Here is a 25,643-nt window from a genome sequence, read left to right as displayed (position 1 = left end):
TTGAGTACGCAACTTGAAATGGCAATGGCTGGCATCATAAGTGGGGAAATGCGGAAAGTTGCAGACGATGAAGGCCTTGCGCCAGAAACTATTCGCGATTTGGTGGCCCATGGCAAAGTCGTTATTCCCAAGAATGTCAACCACGATATAAGAAGGATCAAGGGCATAGGGAAAGGTCTTTCCACCAAGGTGAACACCAATTTGGGTACCAGCGACGAATGCTGCGACCTTGAGCTTGAAGGTCGTAAGCTGAATGCTGCCCTCGATGCCGGTACGGATTCCATCATGGATCTGTCGACTGGAGGCGACCTTGATTCAGCAAGGGCGTTCTTTTTGGAAAAATCGCCCATAATGGTGGGTGCTGTTCCAATTTATGCCGTGGCGAGTGAATTGGCAAGGGAGGACAGACCTCTGGAGGACCTTAGCGTCGAGAGGTTGTTTTCCTCTATTGAAAAACAGTGTCGTCAAGGTGTCGATTATATAACAGTACATTGCGGAGTCAACAGACAGTCGGTGGAGTTTTTGCGAGGTGCAGAGCGCATCATGCCTTGCGTGAGCAGAGGAGGTTCAATCCTGTTGTATTGGATGGAAAAAACGAGACAGGAAAACCCTCTTTACGAATACTTCGATGATTTGCTTCAGATAGCCAAACGTTACGATGTGGTATTAAGTCTGGGAGACGGATTTAGGCCGGGAGCCATAGCGGATGCCATAGACGAACCCCAATTGGCGGAGCTGATGGTCTTAGCTCATTTAGCGAGGAGGGCTAACGATTGGGGAGTGCAAGCCATGATAGAAGGTCCGGGACATGTGCCGATAGAGCACATAAAACCTCATGTAGAGCTTGAAAAACGTCTCACTGACGAGGCGCCTTTTTACGTTTTAGGGCCTCTTCCTACCGATATAGCAGCCGGATATGATCACATTTCCGGAGCGATAGGCGGAGCAATAGCTGCATCGGCGGGAGCCGATTTTCTATGCGACGTGACTCCGGCGGAGCACCTCGGTCTTCCCGATGAAAATGACATATATCTCGGAGTGATCGCCTCGAAATTGGCAGCTCACGTTGGTGACCTTGCTAAAGACGTTAAAGGTGCTCGTGACCAGGACAGAAGGATATCGTTGGCGAGACGAAATTTGGATTGGGAATCGATGATCGCCGAGGCTTTGGATCCGGAATTGGTCCGAATTAAATCACACCTTGCAAGCGACAGGGAAGCTTGCACCATGTGCGGAAAACTTTGTGCTGTTAAATTGAGCAGGCAGGTTTTGCCGTCGAGGGAATAAAAAAAGGGGCGTTCACGCCCCTTTTTTATTTTAACGACAACAGCCGCTCGGTGAGGTTTTCTCGATGATGGCCCTGCAAAACTGGGGAAGGTCGTTAGGTGTTCTGCTGCTTATGAGGTTTCCGTCCACTACTGCTGCCTCATCTACCCAATTCACGCCGGCGTTCACCATGTCGTCTTTTATCGCTCCGACTGACGTGGCTTTCTTTCCTTTGAGTATTCCAGCCGAAATAGGAACCCAACCGGCATGACAGATGAAAGCCACGACTTTGTTGGCTTCATTTAGCTTTCTTACGATATCGAGAGCCTTTTGATATCTCCTGATCTTGTCGGGGGCATATCCGCCCGGTATGACTATGCCGTCGAAGTCGTCGGGATTGACTTCCTCGAAAGACACATCGCTTTTACAGGGATAACCGTGTTTGCCCCTGTACAACTTTCCCTTTTCAGGACCCGCAACTACTGCTTCGGCGCCTTCTTCTATCAATCTGATTTTGGGATACCAAAGCTCCAGATCTTCGTATTCTTCATCTACGAAGAAGAGAAAACGTTTTCCCGTCAGTTTCGACATACGCTCCACCTCCTGACAAATGTTTGGCAATACTTATTTTATTTGATCTGCCAAACTTTTGCAAGGTCTGGCGTGTCTATAGCATCAATCTTCCTTCCAATTCACCCCTAAGTTCGTCGTAGCGTTTTTTCACGAAATCCATATGGCCTCTTTCCATTTTAGCCAGGTCATTGAACATTGCCTTGGTCTCTTGGGAATCCACTTCCTCTACCAGTTTTTCGTAAAATTCTGCTGCTCGCATCTCTGAAAGGTAGGCCGTAGATATTAGCCGCAATAAGGAATAGTAGTCTTTAAATTCGTCGGCCTGCACGCGCAGGGCAGGATCAACCGTTACATTTGGATCCGGAGTAAAGGGTTCGCCAAATAACTCCTGATAGTATTTCGATAGCGTCTTTTTGTGCGTATCTTCCCAGTCGGCAAGTTCCGATATTTCCTTTTTCAAGGCCGGTGTCCTGGCATTTTCTGCCCATGTTGTATAGAATTCGTTTGCTTGAATCTCAGCGTGAATTGCATAGGCAAGTGCGCTTTTTAAATCGAATTTGCTTTCTGACATTTTCTCCTCGCCTCCCTTAAATTATTTAACATAATTCTAATGTATTAATCATATCACGTCGCTTTATATTGTATCAATAGTGTGAGGACGTCTTCGCTACTTTCGAAGCATGTGGTATAATAGGGTTACGGCAATGGGCGAATATTGTATGCATTTTAGCACGAAAGGGGGAATTGGATGATCAATGTCGACGAAAAAACAGAACGACTTGGCAAAGAACCTATCGGCAGACTTCTTTTGGCATTTTCGCTTCCGGCAATTGCGGGATTGTTCGCGAATGCTCTCTATAACATAGTTGATAGAATTTTCATAGGGCAAAACGTCGGCGAGACGGGTCTTGCTGCCGTTACGGTGGCTTTCCCTCTTTTTGAGTTATCCATTGCCCTCTGCCTTTTGGTTTGCGTGGGGGCGGCTTCGATTGCCTCCAGGAGTTTGGGCGCCGGCAGGAAAAAGAGGGCTGAGCTGGCCTTGGGGAATGCCTTTACCTTATCCGTTATTATCGCGATCTTTATCTGCCTCGGCATGGCTTCGTCCCTTGAGTCGGCTTTGAAACTCTTTGGTGCAAGCGAAGATATCTTGGGCCCAGCTCGCGATTACATGGTCATCGTGTTGTACGGGATGTCCTTTTTTGTGATTTCCTTTGTCCTTAACTCATTGATCAGGGCCGAAGGATCGCCCAGGTGGGCAATGGGTACCCTGGTTCTGGGAACGGGGGTCAACATCTTCCTGGACTGGCTTTTTATTTGCCACTTAGGTTGGGGAATAAAGGGTGCCGCCTGGGGTACGACAATTTCAGAATTCCTGTCATGCCTGTGGGTTGCAATTTATTATCTTAAATACAGCGTACTTAAGATCAAATATAGGAATTTAAAACCACGAGCCTCCTTAATGGGTTCCATAGTGTCGATAGGGATAACTCCCTGTATAACTTCAATATCCTTTGCTGTGTTGTTGGTGCTTTTAAATCAAAGAGCGCTGAGACTTGGGGGAGATTTGGCCGTATCCTCCGTAGGTATATTTCTCACGTTGGATACGCTATTCTTTCTGCCGGCCCTAGGCATAAGCGAGGCAGCTCAACCAATAATCGGTTACAATTACGGAGCAGGCTTGTATCAACGCGTTAGAAAGGCCATATTGCTTGCCCTTGGGGCTTGTCTGTTGGTCTTTTCTCTTTCCTGGTTCTCCACTCAGTTTTTTGCCGGGAGAATTGTGCAAATCTTTTGCAACGATAATTTAACGTTAATCCATATGACCTCACGTGCATTGAAGGTTGGCTACATCTTTCTACCGGCTGCTGCCGTATTCGTGGTCACTTCCTATACTCTCCAGTCTTTAGGGAGAGCTCGTGAGGCGTTGTTCATTCAGCTTGTCCGTCAGCTCGGCATTTGCTACCCTGCCGTATTGATCATGCCTAGTTTTTTGGGCTTGGATGGCATATGGATGGCTTTCCCGGCTACCGATCTTGGCGGGTCGATATTGGCCTTTTTTGCTATTAGACGGGAGTTGAAGAAGCTCAGGGAAGAGGAAAAGACAGTTCACCCAAAGCTTGAAGTCGTTGCAAACAGGTCAGGAGGATGCAGGTGATTCCTCGCTTACGAGGGAAGCGGCTCCAAATATGGCTGCGTCGTTTCCCAGGGAACTGATCTTCAAAGAGAAGGCACCTTTGTAGAGGGGAACGATATGTTTGTGGACTAAGGGTTCCAGGACGGCAAGGAGTCCCTCTGCTTGGCTGAGCCCCCCTCCCAAGATGATCGTTTCGGGGTCGAAGAGATGAACCATCGAAGCGATAGCTTTGGCTATTGCCTCTAAAGAAGGGTTTATGATTCGTGCTACCTCCGGCTCTTTCCTTCGCGCCCAAAGTATCTTCATGTCTTCGGGCAAGTCGTTGCGGCCTGCTTTTCTTTCGATTGCATCGGTGCCTCCGATAGCTTCAAGATGTCCGAGGCATCCGCATCCGCAACGCTCATCGTCGCCTAAGGCCATGTGTCCCGGTTCTCCTGCATAGCCGTGAGCTCCCATCAGCAATCTGCCGTTCAAAACTATTCCTCCGCCAATTCCCGTCCCCAGAGTTAAAACGATGAAATTGCTAAGTCCCTTGGCAAGCCCGGTCATTTGCTCGCCCAGAGCGTAGCAATTGGCGTCATTCTCTATTGCAATCCTTCTCTGCAAATTCTTTTCAAACATGGATTTGATGGGAATGCCCTTCCAATTGGGAAAGTTGGGAGAAAGAACGAGGTGCTCCCGCTGTAGGTCCAAAAAACCGGGAATTCCAATTCCGACGGAGAGCATGTAACCCGGAGGTTCCAGTTTTTCGACGATACGTTGAAGTTGTTCGATAACCCCTTTAAGGGTTCTTCCCTCGGAGGTTGGTTCTTCCCACCTTCGAAGTATTTTGTCTCCTTCAACCAGTGCAGCCTTTATATAGTGCCCGCCTATATCTATTCCTATTGCAAGGTCGCTCATTTCGTCTCTCCTTCGTGTGGTGAATTCGAGCTTACAAAATGGCGGAGGACGAGGGATTTGAACCCCCGGTGCCTTGCGGCACAAGTGATTTCAAGTCACCCGCCTTCGACCGCTCGGCCAGTCCTCCGCACAAGCCATTATAGCAACTACTACGCAGTTCGTGAAGTCAAGGTGCGAGGACTTAATGCCACCAATCGTCTTTATCGCTTAAAATAAAACTGGGATTTTCCTAGCTGACCCCAGAGTTTATATAGATGACCTGGAAAAAAGGGGGATATATTATGCAAAAACGAAGACAACTATCGATTGCGTTGTTTTTATTGGCGATTGTCCCTGTAATTTTGGTTTTTGCGGTTCCTCTATTTTCTGAAGAGAAAAACGATTCCTTAGTTTTGGTGGCGTCCTCCTTTAAATACAGCGGGGAAGAAGGTGTTTTTAAGTTAAATACGACTATCAAAAACGTCTCATCGAGGGAGATCGAGGGGCCTGGGCTTATCATGACCATTTACGGACAGGAGGACAAATTATTGGTACAACGGTCCTTTAAGGCAAGAAGGGTGTCCCTTTTGCCCGGAGAGGAAACGGAGGTGGCAGCTACGATTTACGTCGATACGCCTGTCACTGATTTTAGGTTGACAGTGATCGAAGGTTTGGGAGGAGGTTGAAGATAAACGAGGAACACCGTGCGTGTCCTCAAAGATTTTACAAAAAGGAGGGCGAGCGAATGGAGTGGGAAAGGATAATAAAAGAATACGTATGTTCCCCCTGTAAGGTGGCCGTGTTGGGAGCTACGGTCGAAACGGGAAAGCCTGTCTCCGGAGTGCTGTCTTATTTAAAATCCAGAGAATTTGTGATTTATCCCGTAAACCCGAAATATATAGGCCTTAAGATCTTCGATCTTGACTTTTACTCTTCGATAAAGGGTATTCCAGAAGCCATCGATATCCTTTTGGTATTCATAGGTCCGAAAAATCAAGGATTTTTGTTGGATGAACTAAAGCAGATTGCCTATAAACCGATTATATGGTTCCAACCAGGTGCCCAAAACCCACAGCTGGAGGAAAAGTTAAAAGAATTGGGATATGATGTTGTAAGCGGTGAGTGCATAATGGCAGTGCATAGCACAAATTGTCGCTAGTTTGTCCTCCATAGCTTTGCTGTTTGCTGTAAATATTTTTTTGCAAGCCCATGTGGAATATTTATCGATCTATGTGGTATGATAGATCTGCTACCCTTTTATTGTGCGTACATTACATTTCAGGCTAGGAGATGGAAACAATGTCCTTAAGCGCGTCTCTTACGATTAGGGTGCCTTACGGCGCGACCGATCAGATGGGAGTAGTATATTACGCCAATTACCTGACGTGGTTCGAAATGGGCAGGACCGAGTTCTGCAGGGAATTCGGAATGCCATACACAGAGTGGGAAGAAAAGGGAATCTTCATGCCCGTTGTCGAGGTCAGATGCAGATACAAACACCCTGCTCACTATGACGATCTCATTAGAGTGGAGACCTTTTTGAAAGAAATAAAACCTCACAGCCTTTCCTTTGAATTTAAAATCTATCGTGATAGTGACGACAAGCTTCTTGCCGAAGGCTTTACCAAACACGGGTTTTGTGACAGACGAGGGAAGTTGGTCAAAAAACCAGAGCCTTTTTACAGCAAGCTCATGGATCTGTTGAAAGAATAAAATGGCGAGAGAGGTGTATGCGAATGGCAACTGAAAGGGCTGTTCTGCTTGGCAATGAGGCGATTGCCAGGGCTGTTGTTGAAGCGGGGTGTGAGGTAGCCTGTGCCTATCCCGGCACGCCCTCATCGGAAATTTTGCCGGCAATAGCGAAATTCGCCGATTTGCTCGATACCAAAACGGTTGTGGAATGGGGCACGAACGAAAAGGTGGCGTACGAAGTCGCGATTTCCGCCTCCTTTACCGGGAAAAGGTCTTGTGTCGCAATGAAACATGTTGGTCTTAACGTTGCAGCTGACCCCTTTATGAGCGCTGCTCAGTTTGACATTGAAGGCGGCATGCTGTTGATCGTAGCCGATGATCCCGGGCCCCACAGTTCCCAGACGGAACAGGACAGCAGATTGTTCGGTCTGTTTGCCAAGGTTCCTGTCTTGGATCCTTCTTCCGCGAGGGAAGCCATGGAAATGGTAAAAGATGGTTTTGAGTTGTCCGAAAGGCACAAGATACCGGTGATGTTGCGTCCTACGGTGAGAGTCGATCATTGCAGACAGGATGTGGAGCTTAACGATCCCTTAAGGCTGGAAAGGCCGGCCAAATTCGTAAAGGACGTAAAGCGTTGGGTTTGTCTTCCCGCCCACGTAAAGACGACCCATCCTAAGCTAAACCAAAAGATGGATGCCGTAAGAGAGGAGTTTACGAAAAACTTCTCGAAGTACAACTTTGAGGTAGCGGCGCAGGAAAAACCCAAACTTGGCATTATTGCGGGAGGAATATCCTTTGCAGTAGTGATGGATTTGCTGGAAAAGCTGGGCAGAAAGGATATATCGGTGTTGAAGATAGGCACACCCCACCCCCTGCCAGTGGATCTCGTAAACGATTTTATAGCCCGCCACGAAAATGTTTTGTTACTTGAGGAGACCTATCCCGTAATAGAACTTCAGATCACTGACCGCAGAAATGTGAAGGGGCGATGGAACGGCTATGTGCCCAGAGCCGGCGAATTGACACCTGAAGTGGTGGAGGAATTGGTTTGCAAAGCTCTGGGTGAAGCTTGCACTCGCGATGCTGATGAGGATTTGAAGAAGGCGATAGAAGAATTAAAGATAACGCCCAAACCCCCGATGCTATGCCCGGGATGTCCTCATAGGGCGAGCTTTTTCGCCATAAGGAAGGCCTTTCCCGACGGAATATATCCTTCGGATATAGGATGTTACACCTTGGGAGTTAACCAGAAAACTGTCGATACCTCCATATGCATGGGTGCCTCGGTAACGCAGTCGTCGGGTTTTTATCTGGCCCACAAGGTCGATGGCCAGTTGCGTCCCGTTGTAGCTACCATAGGAGATTCCACTTTCTTTCACATGGGTTTGCCAGGGCTAGTAAACGGGGTTTACAACAAACATGCCTTTGTATTGGCAATTCTCGATAATCATGTGACGGCCATGACGGGAGGTCAGCCCCATCCAGGTACGGGCCAAAAACTTAGGAAAGGCGACTCTGGCAGGATAGTGCCCATAGAAAGGGCGGTCAAAGGCTGCGGCGTAGAGTTCGTAAAGAGGGTGGAAGCCTATGATATAGACGAAGGAGTAAAGGCGCTCAAGGAAGCGTGGGAATATGCAAAGGATCATAAGGAGCCGGCGGTGGTTATCTTCGGCCATCCTTGCATGCTGCTGAGACAAGAACAACCCAAGGTTCCCGTTCGCGTCGAGGACGAGACGTGTGTAGGTTGCAAGTTCTGTATAAACTTCTTCAATTGTCCCGGCCTGGTTTTCGACGAAAGCTCCAAGAAGGCCTACGTAGATGAACGCTTTTGCGTCAAATGCGGCGTTTGCGTGAATGTGTGCCCCCATGGGGCTATCCAGGTCATATCGGAGGAGGGAAAGTAATGCAATACATCATAGTTGGTCTTGGCGGGCAGGGAATACTCTTTGCCAGTCGCGTTTTAGGGGAGATAGCAATAAAAAGAGGAGAAAACGTGATTGGAAGCGAAGTTCACGGTATGGCTCAGCGTGGAGGCTCCGTTATCAGTCACTTTAAAGTAGGATCATACAAAAGCCCATTGATAAGTGCCGGCGATGCCGACGTGCTCCTGGCCTTCGATCAAAACGAGGCGATAAGAAATCTCCACTTCCTGAAAAATGGAGGATACGGCATAATTAATGTCCATAAGATGGAGGTCTTTCAAAACGAGAGCCTGAAGAAATACCTTACAAAAAGAAATATTTCCACCTTTCTTTTGAAGGGATACGAAATATTGAACGAACATATGAAGGGTAATTATCTGTTTTTGAACGTATTGATTTTGGGTGCCATGGGTGCTTTAAACTTAGGGGGCATCTCTTTCGACGAGGTAAAGGATGCTGTTTCCAAGCTAAGTCCTGCGAAGTTTCTCGATGATAACATGAAAGCGCTCGATCTAGGCAAAATGGCAACACATGAGTCTTAAAAATTCAAAGACGTACAGGACCCTCCTCTCAAGAGAGAGGGTCCTGTTTTTTTCGCCAAGAAACGGGCTCTCCCTTGTCGAGCTGTTGATAGTAATTTTCATTTTTTCTTCAACTGTGGGCGGCATTGGAATGGCCGTCAGTGCGGCCAAAGAGGTATTCGCTCTCATAGAATTCAAAAAGGCTCACATATGGATTCAGGGCATCTTTATCGAAGCAGCCCAAACCGACAGGCCTTTCATGTTTAAATATACGACCCGTTCTGCTTCCACAGACACGCTGCGGATCCAATGGCTTGACACTCTCGATGAAAAAGTATTTGATACGGGTAGAAGCTGTTATTTCAGAGGGATGAGCGCGTCGGAGAGTTTTTCGGTGTATTCCCCTAAATGGCATACGCTCACTCCCGGTTTGACGTTGAAGGTGACCATAGGTCCGGGAAGTAGTTCCAAAAAACTTGGATATATAGTTATTTCTCCCTATTGTTATATAACGATCAAAAAGGATCCACCAAAGAATTGACATTTCCTCTTGATTTTGGGCATTGAATAGGGTTATAAAGACATTCATGTGACGAAGTTTAGCCAATAATCTTGTGGGGTGTAATTATCGACATGAAGCCATGGTGGAGAGAATTAATCGAGACTTTGATTTGGGCATTGATTTTGGCCTTGGTTTTGAGGACTTTTGTGGTTCAGGCATTCTGGATTCCCAGCGGTTCAATGATACCTACCCTAATGCCGGGCGACAGGGTATTGGTGGCGAAGTTTTGGTATCGCTTTACTGAACCCAAGAGAGGTCAAATAGTGGTATTTCGATATCCCCTCGATCCGACGAGGGATTTCGTAAAGCGATTGATAGCTCTTCCCGGCGAAACTGTCGAGATAAAAAACGGTGTAGTTTATATAAACGGAGAAGTTATCGAAGAGCCTTACGTGAAGAACAGGGACTTTCTCAGCATGGAGAAGACGACAGTCCCAAGGGAGCAATATTTCATGATGGGCGATAATCGTCCAAATTCGCAGGATAGTCGCTTTTGGGGTTTTGTCCCCAGAAATTACCTGCTCGGCCCCGCCTTTTTCCGTTATTGGCCTTTAAGCAGAATAGGGGTGCCCAAGTGATGGCGAGGACGGTCTGGTATCCAGGTCATATGGAAAAAGGGAGAAGAAGGCTGGCCGAACTGGCTTCTCAAGTCGATGTATTTTTAGAGGTAAGGGATGCCAGAGCCCCTTTTACTACTTCTTCTCCCCTTATAGGTGAGCTGGCCAAGCTGAAGCCTGTTTGTGTAGTATTGAGCAAAAGAGACCTAGCGGAGGAGGAAAAGACGAAACTCTGGATTAAAGAGTTGTCCAAACTTTACCCCACATTTGCCTTGAACCTGAGGAGGGGAGTTCCAAGAAAGTTGACGGGCAAACTTTTTGAAATATGCAAAAATCGGCCGCAGTGGAGGGAATTGAGGGTTGCCATTGTAGGTATACCCAATGTAGGTAAATCCATGTTGCTCAACGCTCTGATCGGTAAAAAGGCATCCAAGGTGGGAGGAATACCGGGTATAACCAGGGGAGTATCGTGGTACAGGTCGGGTAACCTGCTAGTCGTCGATTCTCCCGGAATCCTGGATCCCAAGGCTGATCGAGAAACCCATGCGATGCTGACATGGCTTGGATGTTCCAAGGCGGATGTCGTGGGAGATCATGAGACGTTGGCCCTCCAGCTGCTGGAGTTTTTGCGCTCTTCTGGTTCAATTTACAGGTTGCTTGAAAAGTTTTCCTTGAGCTTTTCCGAAGATAAAGATGTGGCAGAATATCTCGCCGAGATTGGTCGTAAAATAGGCGCCCTTGTCTCTGGAGGCGATGTAGACTTGACGAGAGCGGGTCAATATTTACTCGAACGCTTTGCCGCCGGCAAGTTGGGATTCTTTACGCTGGAGATGCCCTAAAATGATCGTGGTAGGGGTCGATGAGGCTGGAAGAGGTCCTTTGGCCGGGCCTGTGGTCGCTGCAGCCGTTGCGGCTACGAGGGAAAAGATGTCTCTGCTGAAGTCTGTGGGTGTAACTGATTCAAAGGCCCTGTCTTCAAAGAGGCGGGAAGAGATATTTCTCCTTCTTCTGCGTTATGGTTTTGTCTATAGAGCCCAGGCTGCGAATCCGTGGTTTATCGACAGAGCAAACATCCTTCAAGCGACTTTATGGGCCATGAAAAAGGCGGTTTCCTCTCTTCCCCTGTCGCCCGATATCGTGATTGTAGACGGCAATCAAAAAATACCCGGTTTGCCCTTCCCCCAAAAAGCCTTGCCAAAGGCGGACAAAAATGTCCTGGTAGTGGGAGCTGCCTCTATCGTCGCTAAAGTCATAAGGGATAGGGTAATGTGCGCATACGATAAGCTCTATCCGGGTTATGGCTTTGCCGTGCACAAAGGCTATCCCACAAAGGAACACAGGATAGCATTGGCGTTAATGGGCGCCTCTCCAATTCACAGAAAAACATTCAAATGGAAAGTTGTGAAAGACGATGACCGGTAACGTTCAGGGGCCGGAAGCTGTAAAGATAATAGACGAAGCTCGAAAGAGGGGAATACCCCTCGTGGAAGATTCCTTGTTGGTATCGGTGCTTTTGGGTGTCAACCTTGGGGAGGAGATACCGGAAGAAGCCTATCTTGCCGTTGCCAGGATACTGGCTTTCCTCAGTAAAATCGATTCTGCCGGAGGAGAAGTACTCGGGAAAGATGGAGAATAAGAATAAAAAGGACTTGGGACGCTGGGGGGAGGATTTGGCCGCTTCCATAGTGTCTCGGATGGGTTATGAGATTTTGATGAGAAACGTTACTTTCAGGGGAGGAGAGCTTGACATTGTCGCCCTGGACGGCGATGAGCTGGTGATCCTGGAGGTCAGGGTGCGCACGAAGGGAAAGGTGCAGTCTCCCACAGAAAGCGTTGGTCCCAGAAAGGTCAAAAGGCTTCTTCGCGCGGGCAGCCTGCTGGTAGAAAGGCTTGAATGGGATGGCCCCTGGAGGGTGGATGTTATGGGTATAACGTTGGGCGGTGACGTTGCAAAAGGATATGAGTGTGAGTACATCAAAGATATTACGTTAGGAATGATATAGATGAATCGCATTTACGGTCTTACCTTGAGAGGTATCGATGCTCTTCCTGTAGAAGTGGAAGTATGCGTTACCGGAGGTTTATTTTCCATATCAATTGTTGGTTTAGCCGATACTGCAGTCAAGGAGGCACGGGAAAGGGTGCGCATTGCGCTGGGAACCTTGGGGATTAAGCTTAAGGGTCATATAGCTGTAAACCTGGCGCCGGCTGATTTGCCCAAAGAGGGTGCCCTCCTTGACTTGCCCATGGCTGTCGGTATTGCCAGAGAAGCCGGTTTTATACCAAAGGACGTCAGTGGGATTTTCATGGGAGAGCTGGCTTTGGACGGGCGTTTGCGCAAGGTCAAGGGCGGAGTGCCCGCAGCCTTCCTTTCCCGCGAGATGGGCCTTCCCCTCTTCATCCCCCGAGGAAATGCCCCGGAAGCGTCCATGGTCCAAGGTGTTGAAGTCTACAGTTGTTCAAACATTGCGGAGCTGTTTTCACATCTAAGGGGCGAGAGTAGGCTGAAGAAGCTCGATTTCTCTCTACCTAAGGCTAAGGTGGTCGAGGTTGAGCCGGATTTCGCCGATATAAAAGGACACGTCGCTGCCAAGAGGGGCATGGAAATTGCTGCAGCGGGCCATCATAATTTGGCTTTAATCGGCGCTCCGGGTTCGGGCAAGACCATGTTGGCCAAGGCCCTTCGCGGCATTCTTCCTCCTCTTTCGGATGAAGAATTGATAGAGGTTATGAGGATAAGAAGCGCTCGAGGGGTCTCGATCGAAGTCGAGAGGACCAGGCCCTTCAGGCCTGTGCATCATACCGCAAGCGTGGTAGCACTCTGCGGCGGAGGATCGGATCTAAGGCCGGGGGAGATCAGCCTTGCACATAGGGGTGTACTTTTTCTGGACGAAATAACCGAGTTCAGACGGGATGTACTGGAGGCGCTGAGACAGCCGCTGGAGGACGGGTGCATAACTGTCAGCAGGGCGGCCGGAAGTGTTATCTATCCCGCTTCGGTATTGCTCGTAACGGCATCTAATCCCTGCCCCTGCGGCTATTTGGGCGATTCTGAGAGAAACTGCACGTGTTCGCCGGCCGATATAGAGAGGTACTCGAGAAAGCTGTCCGGTCCCATATTAGACCGTATTGACCTTCGGCTGCAGATACCGAGGCTTACGCCCGATGAATTACTGGAATTGGACGGAGCTGGCGAAAGTTCATTCGAAATAAGACAGCGGGTGATAAAGGCCAGAGAGCTTCAGATTGAAAGATGGAGCTCCTTTGGCGTGAAGTGCAATGCCGAATTGAGCGAGAATATGGTAAAAAAGCATCTCGGTTTGTCCAAAAACGGCAGGGCCTTTCTCAAGTCGCTTGGCACTGCATTTAAACTTACTGGGCGAGGATTCAGTCGCGTCCTCAAGGTTGCAAGGACCATAGCCGATCTCGCTGGAGATAAAACGGTCGACGAGCCCCACCTTGCTGAAGCGCTGGCCTATAGGGGAGGTTGTTTCTTTGAAAGATGAGGAATTATCGATCCTTCTTGCCTTGAACGCTATAAGACAGTTCAAAGGCCATTTGATAAACGATTTGAAATGTAAATCCATATCCTTGCTTGACCTGGCTGCCTCTCCCTCTGTTATAAGGGAATTTACGAGATCGGAGAGCGTCATTCAAAGGTGGTATGAGATGCTGTCTAAGGGTTGGCATTTCAGGGAACTTGAGCGATGTCGCGCAGAGGGCATCGAAATTCTTGTGTGGGGAGAGGAGGGTTACCCCTCTTCCCTGGATCGATTGTCCGACCCTCCCCTGTTGCTTTATTGGTGGGGAAACAATCCTAAATCATACAAAGCTGCCGTGGCCTTGGTGGGCACGAGAAGATGCAGCAACTACGGTGGAAGGGTTGCTTTTGAGTTGGCCTTTAAAATGGCCGAAGAGGGTTTTCCCATCGTAAGCGGCGGCGCTTACGGAATAGACGCAAGAGCTCACAGGGGAGCTCTTGAAGCTGGAGGAGTTTCCCTTTCTGTCTTTGGAACGGGAGTGGATGTATTTTACCCTGCCAAAAACGAGACCCTATTTGAGGGTTTGAAGGAAAGGGGAGCCCTGATCTCCGAATACCCCCTCGGGACGAAGGGTATGCCGTGGAATTTTCCGGAGCGCAACAGGATCATTGTGGGGCTGGCTGAGGTGGTCGTAGTGGTAGAGGCACCCATCAAAAGCGGGGCCATGATAACGGGGCGAATTGCCATGGAATGCGGAGTGGAGCTTTGGGCTGTTCCCGGAAGGATCAACGAAGGAGTGGCCAGGGGCTCCAATTTGCTGATATTCGATGGAGCGTACCCATTGATCGATGTGGATTCTTTCGTGCATTTGATGAAGGGCTCTCCCGAAGGGTTTTTGGTAAAGGGACAAAGCGAAGTGTCTTTGGCGGAGTTGGACGATGGGGAAAGGCGGGTTTATGGGCTTTTGAGGGAGAAGGGCGATAGGACTGTTGACAATATCTCTCTAGAATGTAAAATGACGCCTGCCCAGGTGTTTACTACGTTGACAAAACTTGAGTCTCGGGGCCTGGTCTCAGCGACGGGGCCGGGACGATGGGGCGCAAACGCTTTTATGGAAGGTGAAAAAGGTGTCGGATAAAACTTTAGTGATAGTCGAATCTCCTACTAAAGCTAAGACTTTGAAAAAAATACTCGGTCGTAAATATGATATAAAGGCAAGTAACGGGCATGTAAGAGATCTTCCCAAAAGCAGATTGGGCGTCGATATAGAAAATAATTTCGAGCCGGAATACATCCTCGTCAGAGGTAAGGGCCCGTTGGTTCGAGAGCTTAAAAGGGCTGCTCAGAAGGCAAAGAATGTATTGCTTGCTTCTGACCCGGATAGGGAGGGAGAAGCAATAGCCTGGCATTTGGCGAACCTTTTATCCATATCTTGCGAAGAGCCTTGCAGGGTTCGTATGTATGAAATAACACCCCGAGCCGTAAAAGAAGCTTTTTCTAAGGCCGAACCGATAGACATGGATAAGGTCGACGCACAACAGGCCAGAAGGCTTGTGGACAGGCTCATGGGTTATAGCTTGAGCCCTCTGCTGTGGAAAAAGGTAAAGGCCGGGCTTTCGGCAGGCAGGGTTCAATCGGTAGCCCTTAGGCTTATTTGCGAGAAGGAAGCGGAAATAAAGGCCTTTGTCCCCCAGGAATACTGGGTCATTGTCGCAGTGGCAAAGGGGGAAAGGGGACAGTTTTCGCTAAAGCTTGCCAAGAAGGACGGCAAAAACATAAGGGTCACGAATGCTATCGATGCCCAGGCCGTATATAACGAATTGCTGTCTTTGCCCTATGTGGTCTCGAAGTTCGATACGAAGGAGGGCAAGAGAAACCCTCTTCCGCCCTTTAAGACCAGCACCCTCCAACAGGAAGCGGCAAGACGGCTTGGTTTTTCTCCCCAGAAGACCATGCGCGTAGCCCAAGGCTTATACGAAGGGGTCGATCTGCCCGGGCAGGGGCCTGTGGGTCTGATTACCTATATGCGGACAGATAGCCTGCGCATAGCTCCGGAAGCTATAGCCATGGCTCGCAAGTTCATAGAGGAAAACTACGGAGAAAGGTATTTGCCGGAAAAACCCCTTCAGTATATATCCAAGGAGCGGTCTCAAGATGCTCATGAGGCCATAAGGCCTACTAATGTCCGTTTGGTGCCCGAAGAAATAGAAACTCATTTGACGAAAGATCAAAAGGCCTTGTACGAACTAATATGGAAGCGTTTTTTGGCTTCCCAAATGGAGCCTGCTATTGTGGCCAGGACCAACCTGGAGGTGGAAGCAGGGCCTTACACCTTGAAACAAAGCGGAGTGACCTTGATTTTCGACGGTTGGAGCAGGCTCTGGCCTCTGGAAATGAAGGAGGAAATCTTGCCCGAGGCGGAGGTTGGAGAGCTGCTGAAGTTATTGAAACTCGATAAAGAACAAAAATTCACCAAACCGCCTTCCAGATATACGGAGTCGGGCTTAGTTAAGGTCTTGGAAGAGAAGGGAATAGGCAGACCGTCGACGTATGCGACAATAATACAGACGCTTTACGACAGACATTACGTCGAGAGAGACGAAGCCAAGAAGTTTTTTCCCACGGAGCTTGGGGTTACGGTTAATTCCTTTTTGGTTGAACACTTTCAGTCCCTGATCAATGTCGAATTTACGGCGAAGATGGAGGATGAGCTGGACAAAGTGGAGAGGGGCGATACATCTTGGCTTTCGGTAGTCAAGGAATTTTGGGTTCACTTTGAAGGCATTTTAAAAAGCGTCCAAAACGTGGCCAAGGTGGAAGTACCCGTCGAAACTATAGACGAAAAATGTCCCCTTTGCGGTGCCCAGTTAATCGTAAAACACGGCCGTTACGGTAAATTTATAGCCTGTTCGGCCTATCCTGATTGTAAATATACGAGAAATTTCAAAAACAGCTTAGACATACCCTGTCCCAAGTGCGGTGAAGGCAAGGTGGTGCTCCTTCGTTCAAAAAACAGAAGGCCCTTTTATGGCTGCTCGAGATATCCCAAATGCGATTTCGTAAGTTGGAGCAAGCCTACAGGAGAAATTTGTCCCAAGTGCGGCGGCCCTTTTGTGGTTAAAAGAAAGACAGTAAAGTGCGCCGATTGCGGATATGAAAAGGAGGAAATTCCCGATGATGCCGGAGCCGTTGGAGAAAGATAATTTGGCGGTGACCATCGTCGGGGGAGGGCTTGCGGGAAGCGAGGCTGCCTATCAGCTCGCCAAGAGAGGAATTAAGGTAAGGCTTTATGAAATGAGGCCCAAGAAATATCCTCCGGCACACAGGACATCGAAATTTGCGGAACTTGTCTGCAGCAACTCTCTCGGTTCCGACGTGCTTTCAAGCCCAGCTGGCATTTTAAAGGCCGAGCTAAGAGAGCTTGATAGCTTGATAATAAAATGCGCTGATCTGCATAAAGTTCCTGCCGGATGGGCCCTTGCCGTGGATAGAGAGGCCTTCAGCGAAGAGGTTACCTCAAGGATAGAGTCGATGCCTTCGGTGGAAATAATAAGGGATGAGGTCGAAAAAATCGGAGGAGGGCCTGCGATAGTTGCGAGTGGTCCCCTGACTTCGCCTTCGTTGGCCTCCAACCTCAAGGCTCTGGTCGGCGAAGATTTTTTGTACTTCTACGATGCCGTCGCTCCTGTGGTGCTGCGGGAGAGTATAAACACGGAGATAGCTTTCTACGGCAGTCGTTACGGTTATGGCGAAGATTACATTAACTGTCCGTTAAACGAGGAGGAATATCAGCGTTTCTATGAGGCCCTGATAGAAGGCGAAGTGGCCATGCGCCACGAGTTCGAAGGGGAGCATTTCTTCGAAGGATGTCTGCCCGTAGAGGTGATAGCGAAAAGAGGGCGTGACGCTCTGAGGTATGGGCCCATGAGACCGGTGGGCCTCAAAGATCCGCGAAGCGGGAGAGAGCCTTACGCCGTCGTTCAGCTGCGACAGGACGATAAAGAAGGAAGGCTTTATAACATGGTTGGCTTTCAGACTAACTTGAGATGGTCCGAGCAGGGCAGGATCTTTCGCCTCATCCCGGGGTTGGAGGAAGCCGAGTTTGCAAGATATGGTGTTATGCACAGGAACATCTACGTCAATGCTCCTGTAGTGCTCGATGAATATCTGAGGTTGAAGGGTTTCGATGATCTTTTTCTCGCAGGCCAATTGGCGGGCGTGGAAGGTTACGTGGAGAGCACGGCCATGGGATTGGTCGCCGCTTTAAACATGTTTTGTTTGCTAAAGGGAAACGCCCTTCCGTCGTGGCCCAGGGAGACTGCCATTGGCTCTTTGTTATGGTATCTGAACAATGCCAATCCCAAATCCTTTCAACCCATGAACATCAACCTGGGGTTGTTGCCACCCCTGCCGAAAAAGATAAAGGACAAAAGGCGACGTTGTGAAGCGATAGCCAGCAAAGCACTGGAGTCTCTTCGTGCCTTTATGGAATCCCGGAGTGAGCTGTTTTAATGTAATGACAATTCTTCGTGTCAATTTTATTGAAAAGACGCAATTAATCAGAATATACTTTTATTTTCAGCAATATGATATAATTTGCGCATGAGCGAAAATATTTCTTCCTCGGTCGATGCCTTTTTGGAATATTTGAAATATGCAAGCGGGAGGACGGACAACACCGTCATAAATTACGCAGTTGACCTCTCTCAGTTTGTTGACTACGTAATCTCACAAGGTGTGGAGGAGATCGAGAAAATTGAGCAGGCTCACATTCGCGCCTTTCTCAGGGAACTGGCGGCATATGGATATTCTAAAAGCTCGGTGTTGAGGAAGCTGTCGTCGCTGAGAAGTTGGACGAACTTCTTGCTTCAAAGCGGAAAGCTGACTTCTGATCCTACCAAAGGTGTTAGGGGGCCGAAAGAGCCCAAGAGGCTGCCCAGAGCGTTGGCTTACGAAGATGTCAAAATGATGCTTGAGAACGGTCCTAACGGTGAATTTGAGATAAGGGACAGAGCTATACTTGAACTTTTGTACGGTTGTGGTTTGAGGGTTGCCGAGTTGGTCGCCCTGGATTGGGAAGATGTGGATATAGAGGAAAGATGGTTACGAGTCAAGGGCAAGGGGGAGAAGGAGCGTTTGGTTCCAATGGGAAGGCATGCCCAGAAGGCATTGAGGGAATGGCAGGTTTTTTTAGGAAAATTGAGCGGCCCCTTATTTCCCGGAGACGGTTGCGAGCGTATTGCCGTGCGGACGGTGCACAGGGTCGTCTCCAGGGCTGCAAAAAGGGTTGGGCTAGCAGGCGTAAGCCCCCACATGCTTCGTCACAGCTTTGCAACTCACATGCTGGAAGGGGGAGCTTCCTTGAGGGTACTGCAGGAGTTGTTGGGGCACCAGAGTTTGGTCACCACTCAAAGATATCTCAAGATCAGTTACGAGCAGTTGAAAAAAAGTTATATAAATGCCCATCCCAGGGGGAGAGGTGAAAAAGATGTTTAAAGGTACCACTATCATTTGCGTGAGAAGGGGCGATGAGGTCGCCATGGCCGGAGACGGTCAGGTAACCTTAGAGCACCAGATTATAAAAAACGGAGCCAAAAAAGTGAGGCGTCTTGTAGGAGGAAATGTCCTGGCGGGCTTTGCGGGCAGCACGGCTGATGCCATGACCCTGCTCGAGCGCTTCGAAAGGTATCTCGAAGGTCACAGCGGAAACTTGATGCGAGCTGCAGTTGACCTTGTAAAGGAGTGGCGCACAGATAAAGCGTTGCGCAGATTGGAAGCTATGATGCTGGTGGCCGATCTGCGACAGACACTTCTGCTTTCCGGTGCGGGCGATGTCCTTGAGCCCGATAGCGACGTGGCTTCCATAGGTTCCGGTTCAGGATTCGCTCTGGCCGCTGCAAAGGCCTTTATAGAGGTTTCCGACATGGGGGCTGGCGAAATTGCGAAAAGATCGCTGCAGATTGCTTCGGAGTTATGCATATATACGAACGATATCATCACATTAGAGGTGATAAAAGGTGAATGAGGCAGTGATTAAAGGGGACGAACTTACACCATCTCAGGTGATGGCCTATTTGGATAGATACGTCATAGGACAGACGAGGGCGAAAAAGGCCGTGGCAGTTGCCTTGCGCAATCGCATCAGAAGAAAGAGACTTCCAAAGGAGCTTGCGAAGGAGATAATTCCCAAAAATATTTTAATGGTAGGCCCCACTGGCGTGGGAAAGACCGAAATAGCGAGACGTTTGGCACAGCTCGTGGATGCACCTTTCGTTAAAGTCGAAGCATCCAAATATACCGAAGTTGGTTACGTTGGCCGGGACGTGGAATCCATGATTCGAGAAATGGCTGATATTGCCGTGCACATGGTCAAATCAAGAAAGATCGAAGAAAACAGTGCCGTTGCGGAAGCGCTGGCGGAGGAGAGGGTTCTCGATGCCCTCCTTCCGACTAAGCATAAAAGCAGGCAGCCTCAGGATTTTATGAGGCTTTTGCTCGGCGATTCCACGGAAGAAGAGGAGGAGTCCGACGAGACCGAGAGGGAGACTAAAAGGACGACGAGGGAGAAGTTTAGAAAACTCTTAAGGGAGGGAAAGTTAAACGACAGGGAAATAGAGATCGAAGTTGCAGAAAGTCCGCTGTCGAACATCCCCTTCGTCGGAGCTGGCATGGAGGAGATGGGCTTGAATTTGGGCGAGATGTTGGGCGGCATTTTGCCCAAGAAGATCAAACGCAAAAGGGTTACCGTAGCTAATGCTTTAAAGATCTTCCAGCAGGAGGAAGCGGAAAAGCTTATAGATATGGATGCCGTGGTTCAGGAAGCCTTGGATAAGGTCCAGGAAGAGGGCATAGTGTTTATAGACGAACTGGACAAGATTGCTTCCTCCGGCGGGCAGAAATACGGCCCCGACGTGAGCAGAGAGGGAGTGCAGCGCGATCTCCTTCCCCTCGTGGAGGGGACGACGGTGCAGACCAAATACGGCCCCGTGAAAACGGATCATATACTCTTCATAGGTGCCGGAGCCTTTCATGAAACAAAGCCCTCGGATCTTATACCGGAATTACAGGGCAGGTTTCCCATACGGGTTGAACTTGACGCCCTTGAAGAAGAGGAATTGTTGCGCATCCTTGTCGAGCCGGAAAACAGTTTGGTCAAGCAATATAAGGCATTGCTCGAAACAGAGGGCATAGAAATGATTTTCGATGACGGAGCCCTTAAAGCCATCGCCTTTTTTGCGGCAAAGATGAACAGGGAGATGGAAAACATCGGAGCGCGAAGACTGCATACCATGATGGAACAGCTTTTGGAAGATATAAGCTTCAAAGCGCCGGAATTAAAGGAGAGGGAAGTGCGAATCGATGAAGCCTTCGTCAACGAGCGTTTAGCTGATTTAGTGGAGAACACCGATCTCAGAAGGTATTTATTATAAGTTAAGAAGGTGAAATTTATGGTCATGGAAACGCCTCGTGAGCTAATTGAAGCAAGGCCCAAAATCGTTAACCCCACTGCAATGGAGGATCTGCTGAATAAGACGCGCATAATAAGCAGAACCCTTCAATCCTCCGCCATGACGCCCCATCCGGATTATCAAAAGATTGCCAGGTTGTTGTGCGATCTGGCAACCGCTAACGTATATATAATCAACGGAGAGGGCAAAATATTGGGTTATGCCTGGATAAGCGATTATAAGTGCGATTATATGGAACAGTTGCTTAATGAGGGCTATATGCCCAAAAACTATACCGAAAGACTGAACCAACACAGCGAATCGGTTTTAAATCACAGCGATCACGGCAATTGCGCCTACGCTGACGAGCCCTGCAGGTATTTTAATAAGCATGTAGTATATGTGCCCATTTTCGGTTGTGGAGAGAGGCTGGGAACGCTTATCTTGGCTCGTTTCGGCGCACCTTTCGATACGCGCGATCTTGTATTGTCTGAGTATCTTGCTACCGTTGTGGGAATCGAAATTTTGTACGACAGGACACATCACATCGAGGAGAGGGCAAAGGAACGGTTTATGGTCCAAATAGCGGTCAGAGCTCTTTCCTATTCAGAGATGGAGTCCATAAAAGTAATTCTTAAAGAGCTCGGGGGTTATGAAGGGGTAGTAGTGGCAAGCAGAGTTGCCGATAGGATAGGGGTTACCAGAAGCGTCATCGTCAATGCTCTGCGCAAGCTGGAGAGCGCAGGCCTGATCGAAAGCAGGAGCTTGGGCATGAAGGGGACCTATATAAAGATTTTGTCCCCCATCTTTTTAGAGGAGTTAAGCAAATAAAAGGTCGATTTGCCCAATATATTTGATATATGGTTTAGATAAGTGCCTTTGGAGTTTATTTGACTTTCTGCTCCCTATTGCCTCAAATGAGAAAAAATAGGATAATGTTTTTCAAAAGTGGAGCAAAGTGATATCCTTTGGCCATGGGTTCCACTAAAGGATAAATGTAGCGGAGGTGGTCGGCTCACGCTTTAGGGATATAGGGTAAAAGGATAAAGCAAGTCGGGATTATCTAGATATAAGCTGTAAAAAATGTTAATTACTAAAAATGGAGGTATAGTTTATCAGATGAGCAACGAGCAAGAGGTAATCACCTCGGCAAAGGTCAACGAAGTTGTCAAGTGCGTGGTGGAGAAGATAACTCCCTATGGGGCTTTCGTGAAGATCCAGAACGGGCAGAGGGGAATGATCCATATTTCGGAGATATCTCAAGGCTACGTGAAAAAAGTGGAAGATGTACTTTCCTTGGGCCAGGAAGTCGAAGCCAAGGTGATAAAGATAGATGAAAGAGGTCGCATAGACCTTTCTCTGAAAGCTCTTGGTTCCGCCGGGGAACGGGCTGAACTTCAGGCTAAAACTTCCCATCAGCACAACGAGGATGATTTCGAGAAAAAGCTGACGAAGTTCATGAAGCTGAGCGACGAAAAGATCTCCGATCTCTATCAAAAAATTGGAGACGGCAAAAAAAGTGGCAGGCGCAAGGCCGGAAGCAAAAGGTAAGACACTTCAAAACAACCTTTCAAAAATAAAGGGGCTTTTACAGCCCCTTTTGTATATTCAGCAAATCTCCCCCGGGGACGAAAGGGTTATTTTGCGCCAAATGAGGGGCAGAAATTTCCATTCCTCCATCGCCGTTGGAATTGTAAAGCGTTGCAGATTGGGCAAACCTCAAGTTTTACTCTGCGCCCCCTTATTTGAATTAAAGCCCTTCCCCACCACCTTTTGGCTGTCCTGTCCCTATCTGGTCGGTAAGTGCGGTAAAGAGGAGGCTGCAGGGGGAGTAAAGCAGCTCGAAAGTTACGCCAAAAATTATATCGATTCGGAAAGATGGATTAATTTTAATGTAAAACACAGCGTCATTAGGCTTTTTTTGTTGTCGGAAGGAGAAAAGTTATTTCTGTCTAAAGTAGGCAAAAACATATTTGACAGGCTCCGCCTCTCCGGCATCGGCGGTATGGGTTGTCCTGTTGAAATGAGAATGAAATGCCTGCACCTTCAGGTTGCTTCATGGCTTGCCCTTGGAGAGCATCCTGCGGAAGGTTGGCTTAAGAGTCGCTTCACAGAGCTTGAGTGCGATAATCCCGATAGATATTGCACTTAATTGGTTTGGAGATGAACATTTTGTCTCGTTACGCTACTATAGATATAGGGTCTAATTCCTTGAGATTTCTGGCTGTGGAAAGTTGTGCTGACAGTTTGTATTATCTTGATTCCGGGATCTGGACGGTTCGTTTGGCCGAAGGAATGGGAAAGGGCAAGTACGAAATTAAGGAAAAGGCTTTAGAAAGGACTATGGCTGCTTTGGAAGAGGTTTGTCATCGGCTGGACCGACTGTCCGTATCTTTAAAAAGGAGGCTTTTGTTTACCACCGAGTCCTTTAGATCCTCTCTAAACGTTTCGGATGCAATGGGTTTTATCGAGGAACGAGCGGGTTTGAAGGTCAGAATTTTAGAGGGTTGGGAAGAGGCTTTTTACAGCTTTAAGGGGGCTCTGCTGGGGACAGGGCTGAGCGATCCTCTCGTTTTTGACTTGGGAGGAGGCAGTTTGGAGATTTCGGACGGGAAGAAAGGCTTTTCTTTACCTATGGGTGCTTTAAGGGTTAAAAACCTCTTTGGCGAAGACGAAGAGGCGATAAAGGGTTACGTCAGGTCCGGCTTAAAAGGTCTATTCGAAAAACCTTCAAGGAGAGAAAGCGCAAAATCATTCATTGGGGTGGGGGGAACTTCCTCTGCAGCCGTAATGATCTTGGAAAAAATAGCCGTCAATTCCTATCATCCCTCGAAGGTCCACGGAAGCATGGTGAAGGTCGATGATATAAGGAATTTGATCCTAGCTTTGAAGAATATGAAGCCGGAAGAGAGAAAATCCGTAGCGGGCTTAGAGCCTAGCAGATCGGATATCATAGTGAGCGGACTTTGCGTCATAGAGGCCCTTCTTGAATTTTTCGGGGCAAGTTGTTATTTTCATAGCGAGTGCGACCTTCTTTGGGGATTGGCGGCAGAGATGGTCGAAAGCCGTGAGGCGAAAAAGCTATACGATGTAGTTTGGAGGTGTGAGTGAGGTTGTGGAAAGGTCGGTTTAGCGAAAATACGGCAGATGTGGTGGTGAATTTCACCCAATCTCTGGACATGGATTGGGATCTTGCAGAAGCCGATATAGAGGGAAGCAAAGCTCACGTAAGGGTTTTGGCATCGGCCGGCTTGATAACGGAAGAAGAGAAAATGGCCCTATTGAAGGGTTTGGATCAGGTGTTGAGCGAGATAAAAAACGGGACCTTTAAGCCTTTGATGGAGCTTGAGGACGTTCATATGAATATAGAAGCCCGCCTTACAGAGATTTTGGGCGAAAGGGGCAAAAAGCTTCATACCGGGAGAAGCCGCAACGATCAAATAGCTACAACGTTGCGCATTTTTTTGAGGAGGCAGCTCGTCGGAATAGGAAGCAAAATAAGAAATCTCCTCGAGTCTTTGTTGGATAGCGCCGAAAGGCATATCGATTTCGTGGTGCCGGGATATACCCACTTGCAAAGAGCTCAACCCATAAGCATGGGGCATTATTGGATGTCCCATTTTTGGGCTTTTCACCGAGATTTCTTGCGTCTCATGGCAGCGCTTGAAGCACTGGATGAGTGCCCCTTGGGCTCTGCGGCTCTGGCGGGATCCACTATTCCTTTGAATAGGCACTTATCGGCGGAGTTGCTCAAATTTTCTAAGCCCACAGAAAACAGCATCGATTCAATAGCAAACCGCGACTATTTAGCCGACTTTCACCACTTTGCGTCGATGTTCTCAATTCACTGCAGCAGATTGGCGGAGGATCTGATAATATACAACACCGATGAATTTGGCATAGTTAAATTGCCCGATTCCTTTTGTACAGGTTCCAGCATAATGCCGCAGAAGAAAAATCCTGACGTTCTCGAACTGATTCGCGGTAAGGCCGGACAGATTCTGGCCGGCTACGTCGATCTTCTGGTTGTGTTGAAAGGCCTTCCTCTGGCGTACAACAGGGATTTGCAGGAGGACAAGAGGAGCTTGATGAGGAGCCTACGAACCCTGCACGGCATTTTAGATGTCTTGCCCCAACTTATTTCAAGAATAGAAATTGACCTCACGGCAGCGTCGAGGGCTCTTGAAGATGGCTACATCCTGGCCACGGATATAGCGGAATTTCTTGTTTTGAAGGGAGTGCCCTTCAGGAGCGCCCACGAATTGGTGGGAAAGGCCGTGAAGTGGTGTTTAAAAGAAGGCAAAAGCTTTTCTGCCCTCTCAATGGAGGAGTGGCGAAACCTTATACCTCAATTTGACGAGAATATCTTCGGATGCTTAAACCCCAAATCATCTGTGGAAAGGCGCAAGACCTACGGGGGGACTGCCTTTTCTGAAGTGAAGCGACAGGTGGAGAAAGGGAAGGCTTTGTTGGGGGAAATGGAAAAAAATTTGGCGACCTGGGGCGAAAAATGGGCTCTATAATCTTTAGTGTGGAATTTGGCTTTGAAAATATAATGGTGGTAAGAACCAACCAAACCCATTAAGAAAGGAGGCTCTTACCACCAT

At 48.4% G+C, this 25,643-nt stretch carries 28 protein-coding genes and 1 tRNA gene; 25 read left to right on the top strand and 4 right to left on the bottom strand.

What is annotated here, in order from left to right:
• Window positions 1–1,287 (top strand): phosphomethylpyrimidine synthase ThiC, encoded by a 1,287-nt coding sequence (gene thiC, locus BLU12_RS09475; protein ID WP_234945608.1) that lies wholly within the window; start codon window positions 1–3, stop codon window positions 1,285–1,287.
• A gap of 30 nt (window positions 1,288–1,317) precedes the next feature.
• On the opposite strand, the gene BLU12_RS09470 is transcribed toward thiC, so the two are convergent.
• Entirely contained in the window at window positions 1,318–1,857 is a 540-nt protein-coding gene (locus tag BLU12_RS09470) for a type 1 glutamine amidotransferase domain-containing protein (RefSeq protein WP_091462359.1), read from the bottom strand.
• Between the two features lie 76 nt (window positions 1,858–1,933).
• On the bottom strand, window positions 1,934–2,410 hold the full coding sequence (locus tag BLU12_RS09465) for a ferritin family protein (RefSeq protein ID WP_091462357.1): 477 nt from the start codon (window positions 2,408–2,410) through the stop codon (window positions 1,934–1,936).
• Between the two features lie 177 nt (window positions 2,411–2,587).
• Between BLU12_RS09465 and BLU12_RS09460 the strand changes: the two genes are divergently transcribed.
• Window positions 2,588–3,994: an MATE family efflux transporter gene (locus tag BLU12_RS09460; RefSeq protein ID WP_091462356.1), complete on the top strand. Its 1,407-nt coding sequence runs from the start codon at window positions 2,588–2,590 to the stop codon at window positions 3,992–3,994.
• Here the strand turns inward: BLU12_RS09460 and BLU12_RS09455 are convergent.
• Together BLU12_RS09455 and BLU12_RS09450 are read right to left on the bottom strand one after the other, a co-directional pair.
• Window positions 3,977–4,873: an ROK family protein gene (locus BLU12_RS09455; RefSeq protein WP_091462354.1), complete on the bottom strand. Its 897-nt coding sequence runs from the start codon at window positions 4,871–4,873 to the stop codon at window positions 3,977–3,979. The genes BLU12_RS09460 and BLU12_RS09455 overlap by 18 nt on opposite strands.
• Before the next feature lie 39 nt (window positions 4,874–4,912).
• Window positions 4,913–5,000: transfer RNA gene (locus BLU12_RS09450), tRNA-Ser, on the bottom strand.
• A 154-nt stretch (window positions 5,001–5,154) separates the two neighbouring features.
• Between BLU12_RS09450 and BLU12_RS09445 the strand changes: the two genes are divergently transcribed.
• The 23 genes from BLU12_RS09445 to argH all read left to right on the top strand — a co-directional run bounded on the left by BLU12_RS09445 (window position 5,155) and on the right by argH (window position 25,559).
• The gene (locus BLU12_RS09445; protein WP_091462353.1) at window positions 5,155–5,538 is read left to right on the top strand and encodes a DUF3426 domain-containing protein; all 384 of its coding nucleotides are present in this window, start codon (window positions 5,155–5,157) and stop codon (window positions 5,536–5,538) included.
• A gap of 59 nt (window positions 5,539–5,597) precedes the next feature.
• Entirely contained in the window at window positions 5,598–6,011 is a 414-nt protein-coding gene (locus tag BLU12_RS09440) for a CoA-binding protein (protein WP_091462371.1), read from the top strand.
• A gap of 140 nt (window positions 6,012–6,151) precedes the next feature.
• Window positions 6,152–6,565: an acyl-CoA thioesterase gene (locus BLU12_RS09435; RefSeq protein WP_200778752.1), complete on the top strand. Its 414-nt coding sequence runs from the start codon at window positions 6,152–6,154 to the stop codon at window positions 6,563–6,565.
• Window positions 6,566–6,588: 23 nt separating this feature from the next.
• Window positions 6,589–8,448 (top strand): indolepyruvate ferredoxin oxidoreductase subunit alpha, encoded by a 1,860-nt coding sequence (gene iorA, locus BLU12_RS09430; protein WP_091462350.1) that lies wholly within the window; start codon window positions 6,589–6,591, stop codon window positions 8,446–8,448.
• Entirely contained in the window at window positions 8,448–9,008 is a 561-nt protein-coding gene (locus tag BLU12_RS09425; protein ID WP_091462348.1) for a 2-oxoacid:acceptor oxidoreductase family protein, read from the top strand. The genes iorA and BLU12_RS09425 overlap by 1 nt, the downstream gene beginning before the upstream one ends.
• 130 nt (window positions 9,009–9,138) lie before the next feature.
• Window positions 9,139–9,528, top strand: a complete 390-nt coding sequence (locus BLU12_RS09420; RefSeq protein ID WP_234945607.1) for a prepilin — start codon at window positions 9,139–9,141, stop codon at window positions 9,526–9,528.
• 92 nt (window positions 9,529–9,620) lie between these two features.
• Window positions 9,621–10,127: a signal peptidase I gene (lepB, locus tag BLU12_RS09415; protein ID WP_009201709.1), complete on the top strand. Its 507-nt coding sequence runs from the start codon at window positions 9,621–9,623 to the stop codon at window positions 10,125–10,127.
• The gene (locus BLU12_RS09410; protein ID WP_091462346.1) at window positions 10,127–10,945 is read left to right on the top strand and encodes a YlqF/YawG family GTPase; all 819 of its coding nucleotides are present in this window, start codon (window positions 10,127–10,129) and stop codon (window positions 10,943–10,945) included. The genes lepB and BLU12_RS09410 overlap by 1 nt, the downstream gene beginning before the upstream one ends.
• 1 nt (window position 10,946) lies before the next feature.
• Window positions 10,947–11,528 carry a ribonuclease HII gene (locus tag BLU12_RS09405; protein ID WP_091462345.1) on the top strand — a complete coding sequence of 194 codons (582 nt, stop codon included), beginning with the start codon at window positions 10,947–10,949 and terminating at the stop codon, window positions 11,526–11,528.
• Window positions 11,518–11,742, top strand: a complete 225-nt coding sequence (locus tag BLU12_RS09400; protein WP_234945606.1) for an EscU/YscU/HrcU family type III secretion system export apparatus switch protein — start codon at window positions 11,518–11,520, stop codon at window positions 11,740–11,742. The genes BLU12_RS09405 and BLU12_RS09400 overlap by 11 nt, the downstream gene beginning before the upstream one ends.
• Window positions 11,732–12,109: a YraN family protein gene (locus BLU12_RS09395; protein WP_091462343.1), complete on the top strand. Its 378-nt coding sequence runs from the start codon at window positions 11,732–11,734 to the stop codon at window positions 12,107–12,109. The genes BLU12_RS09400 and BLU12_RS09395 overlap by 11 nt, the downstream gene beginning before the upstream one ends.
• Window positions 12,110–13,612, top strand: a complete 1,503-nt coding sequence (locus BLU12_RS09390) for a YifB family Mg chelatase-like AAA ATPase (RefSeq protein ID WP_091462342.1) — start codon at window positions 12,110–12,112, stop codon at window positions 13,610–13,612.
• Window positions 13,602–14,726 carry a DNA-processing protein DprA gene (gene dprA / locus BLU12_RS09385; RefSeq protein WP_091462341.1) on the top strand — a complete coding sequence of 375 codons (1,125 nt, stop codon included), beginning with the start codon at window positions 13,602–13,604 and terminating at the stop codon, window positions 14,724–14,726. The genes BLU12_RS09390 and dprA overlap by 11 nt, the downstream gene beginning before the upstream one ends.
• Window positions 14,707–16,791: a type I DNA topoisomerase gene (gene topA, locus BLU12_RS09380; RefSeq protein WP_091462339.1), complete on the top strand. Its 2,085-nt coding sequence runs from the start codon at window positions 14,707–14,709 to the stop codon at window positions 16,789–16,791. Before dprA ends, topA begins: the two co-directional genes overlap by 20 nt.
• Window positions 16,763–18,100, top strand: coding sequence for a methylenetetrahydrofolate--tRNA-(uracil(54)-C(5))-methyltransferase (FADH(2)-oxidizing) TrmFO (gene trmFO / locus BLU12_RS09375; RefSeq protein ID WP_091462338.1), 1,338 nt, complete (start codon window positions 16,763–16,765; stop codon window positions 18,098–18,100). Before topA ends, trmFO begins: the two co-directional genes overlap by 29 nt.
• Before the next feature lie 90 nt (window positions 18,101–18,190).
• Window positions 18,191–19,084: a tyrosine-type recombinase/integrase gene (locus BLU12_RS09370; protein ID WP_091462337.1), complete on the top strand. Its 894-nt coding sequence runs from the start codon at window positions 18,191–18,193 to the stop codon at window positions 19,082–19,084.
• Window positions 19,077–19,613: an ATP-dependent protease subunit HslV gene (gene hslV / locus BLU12_RS09365; protein WP_009201698.1), complete on the top strand. Its 537-nt coding sequence runs from the start codon at window positions 19,077–19,079 to the stop codon at window positions 19,611–19,613. Before BLU12_RS09370 ends, hslV begins: the two co-directional genes overlap by 8 nt.
• Window positions 19,606–21,018, top strand: coding sequence for an ATP-dependent protease ATPase subunit HslU (gene hslU / locus BLU12_RS09360; RefSeq protein WP_091462336.1), 1,413 nt, complete (start codon window positions 19,606–19,608; stop codon window positions 21,016–21,018). The genes hslV and hslU overlap by 8 nt, the downstream gene beginning before the upstream one ends.
• A gap of 24 nt (window positions 21,019–21,042) precedes the next feature.
• Window positions 21,043–21,867 (top strand): GTP-sensing pleiotropic transcriptional regulator CodY, encoded by an 825-nt coding sequence (gene codY / locus BLU12_RS09355; protein ID WP_286976898.1) that lies wholly within the window; start codon window positions 21,043–21,045, stop codon window positions 21,865–21,867.
• A 288-nt stretch (window positions 21,868–22,155) separates the two neighbouring features.
• Window positions 22,156–22,587, top strand: coding sequence for a S1 RNA-binding domain-containing protein (locus BLU12_RS09350; RefSeq protein ID WP_200778751.1), 432 nt, complete (start codon window positions 22,156–22,158; stop codon window positions 22,585–22,587).
• Window positions 22,556–23,188 (top strand): DUF501 domain-containing protein, encoded by a 633-nt coding sequence (locus BLU12_RS09345; RefSeq protein ID WP_091462331.1) that lies wholly within the window; start codon window positions 22,556–22,558, stop codon window positions 23,186–23,188. The genes BLU12_RS09350 and BLU12_RS09345 overlap by 32 nt, the downstream gene beginning before the upstream one ends.
• A gap of 11 nt (window positions 23,189–23,199) precedes the next feature.
• Window positions 23,200–24,147 (top strand): Ppx/GppA phosphatase family protein, encoded by a 948-nt coding sequence (locus tag BLU12_RS09340; RefSeq protein WP_091462329.1) that lies wholly within the window; start codon window positions 23,200–23,202, stop codon window positions 24,145–24,147.
• A gap of 2 nt (window positions 24,148–24,149) precedes the next feature.
• Window positions 24,150–25,559, top strand: coding sequence for an argininosuccinate lyase (gene argH / locus BLU12_RS09335; protein ID WP_200778753.1), 1,410 nt, complete (start codon window positions 24,150–24,152; stop codon window positions 25,557–25,559).
• Window positions 25,560–25,643: the final 84 nt, after the last annotated feature.

It is taken from the genome of Acetomicrobium thermoterrenum DSM 13490 (assembly GCF_900107215.1).
Lineage (GTDB): Bacteria > Synergistota > Synergistia > Synergistales > Acetomicrobiaceae > Acetomicrobium > Acetomicrobium thermoterrenum.
Note: the sequence above shows the minus strand (reverse complement) of the source record. Positions and strands in the feature narration are given on the sequence as shown.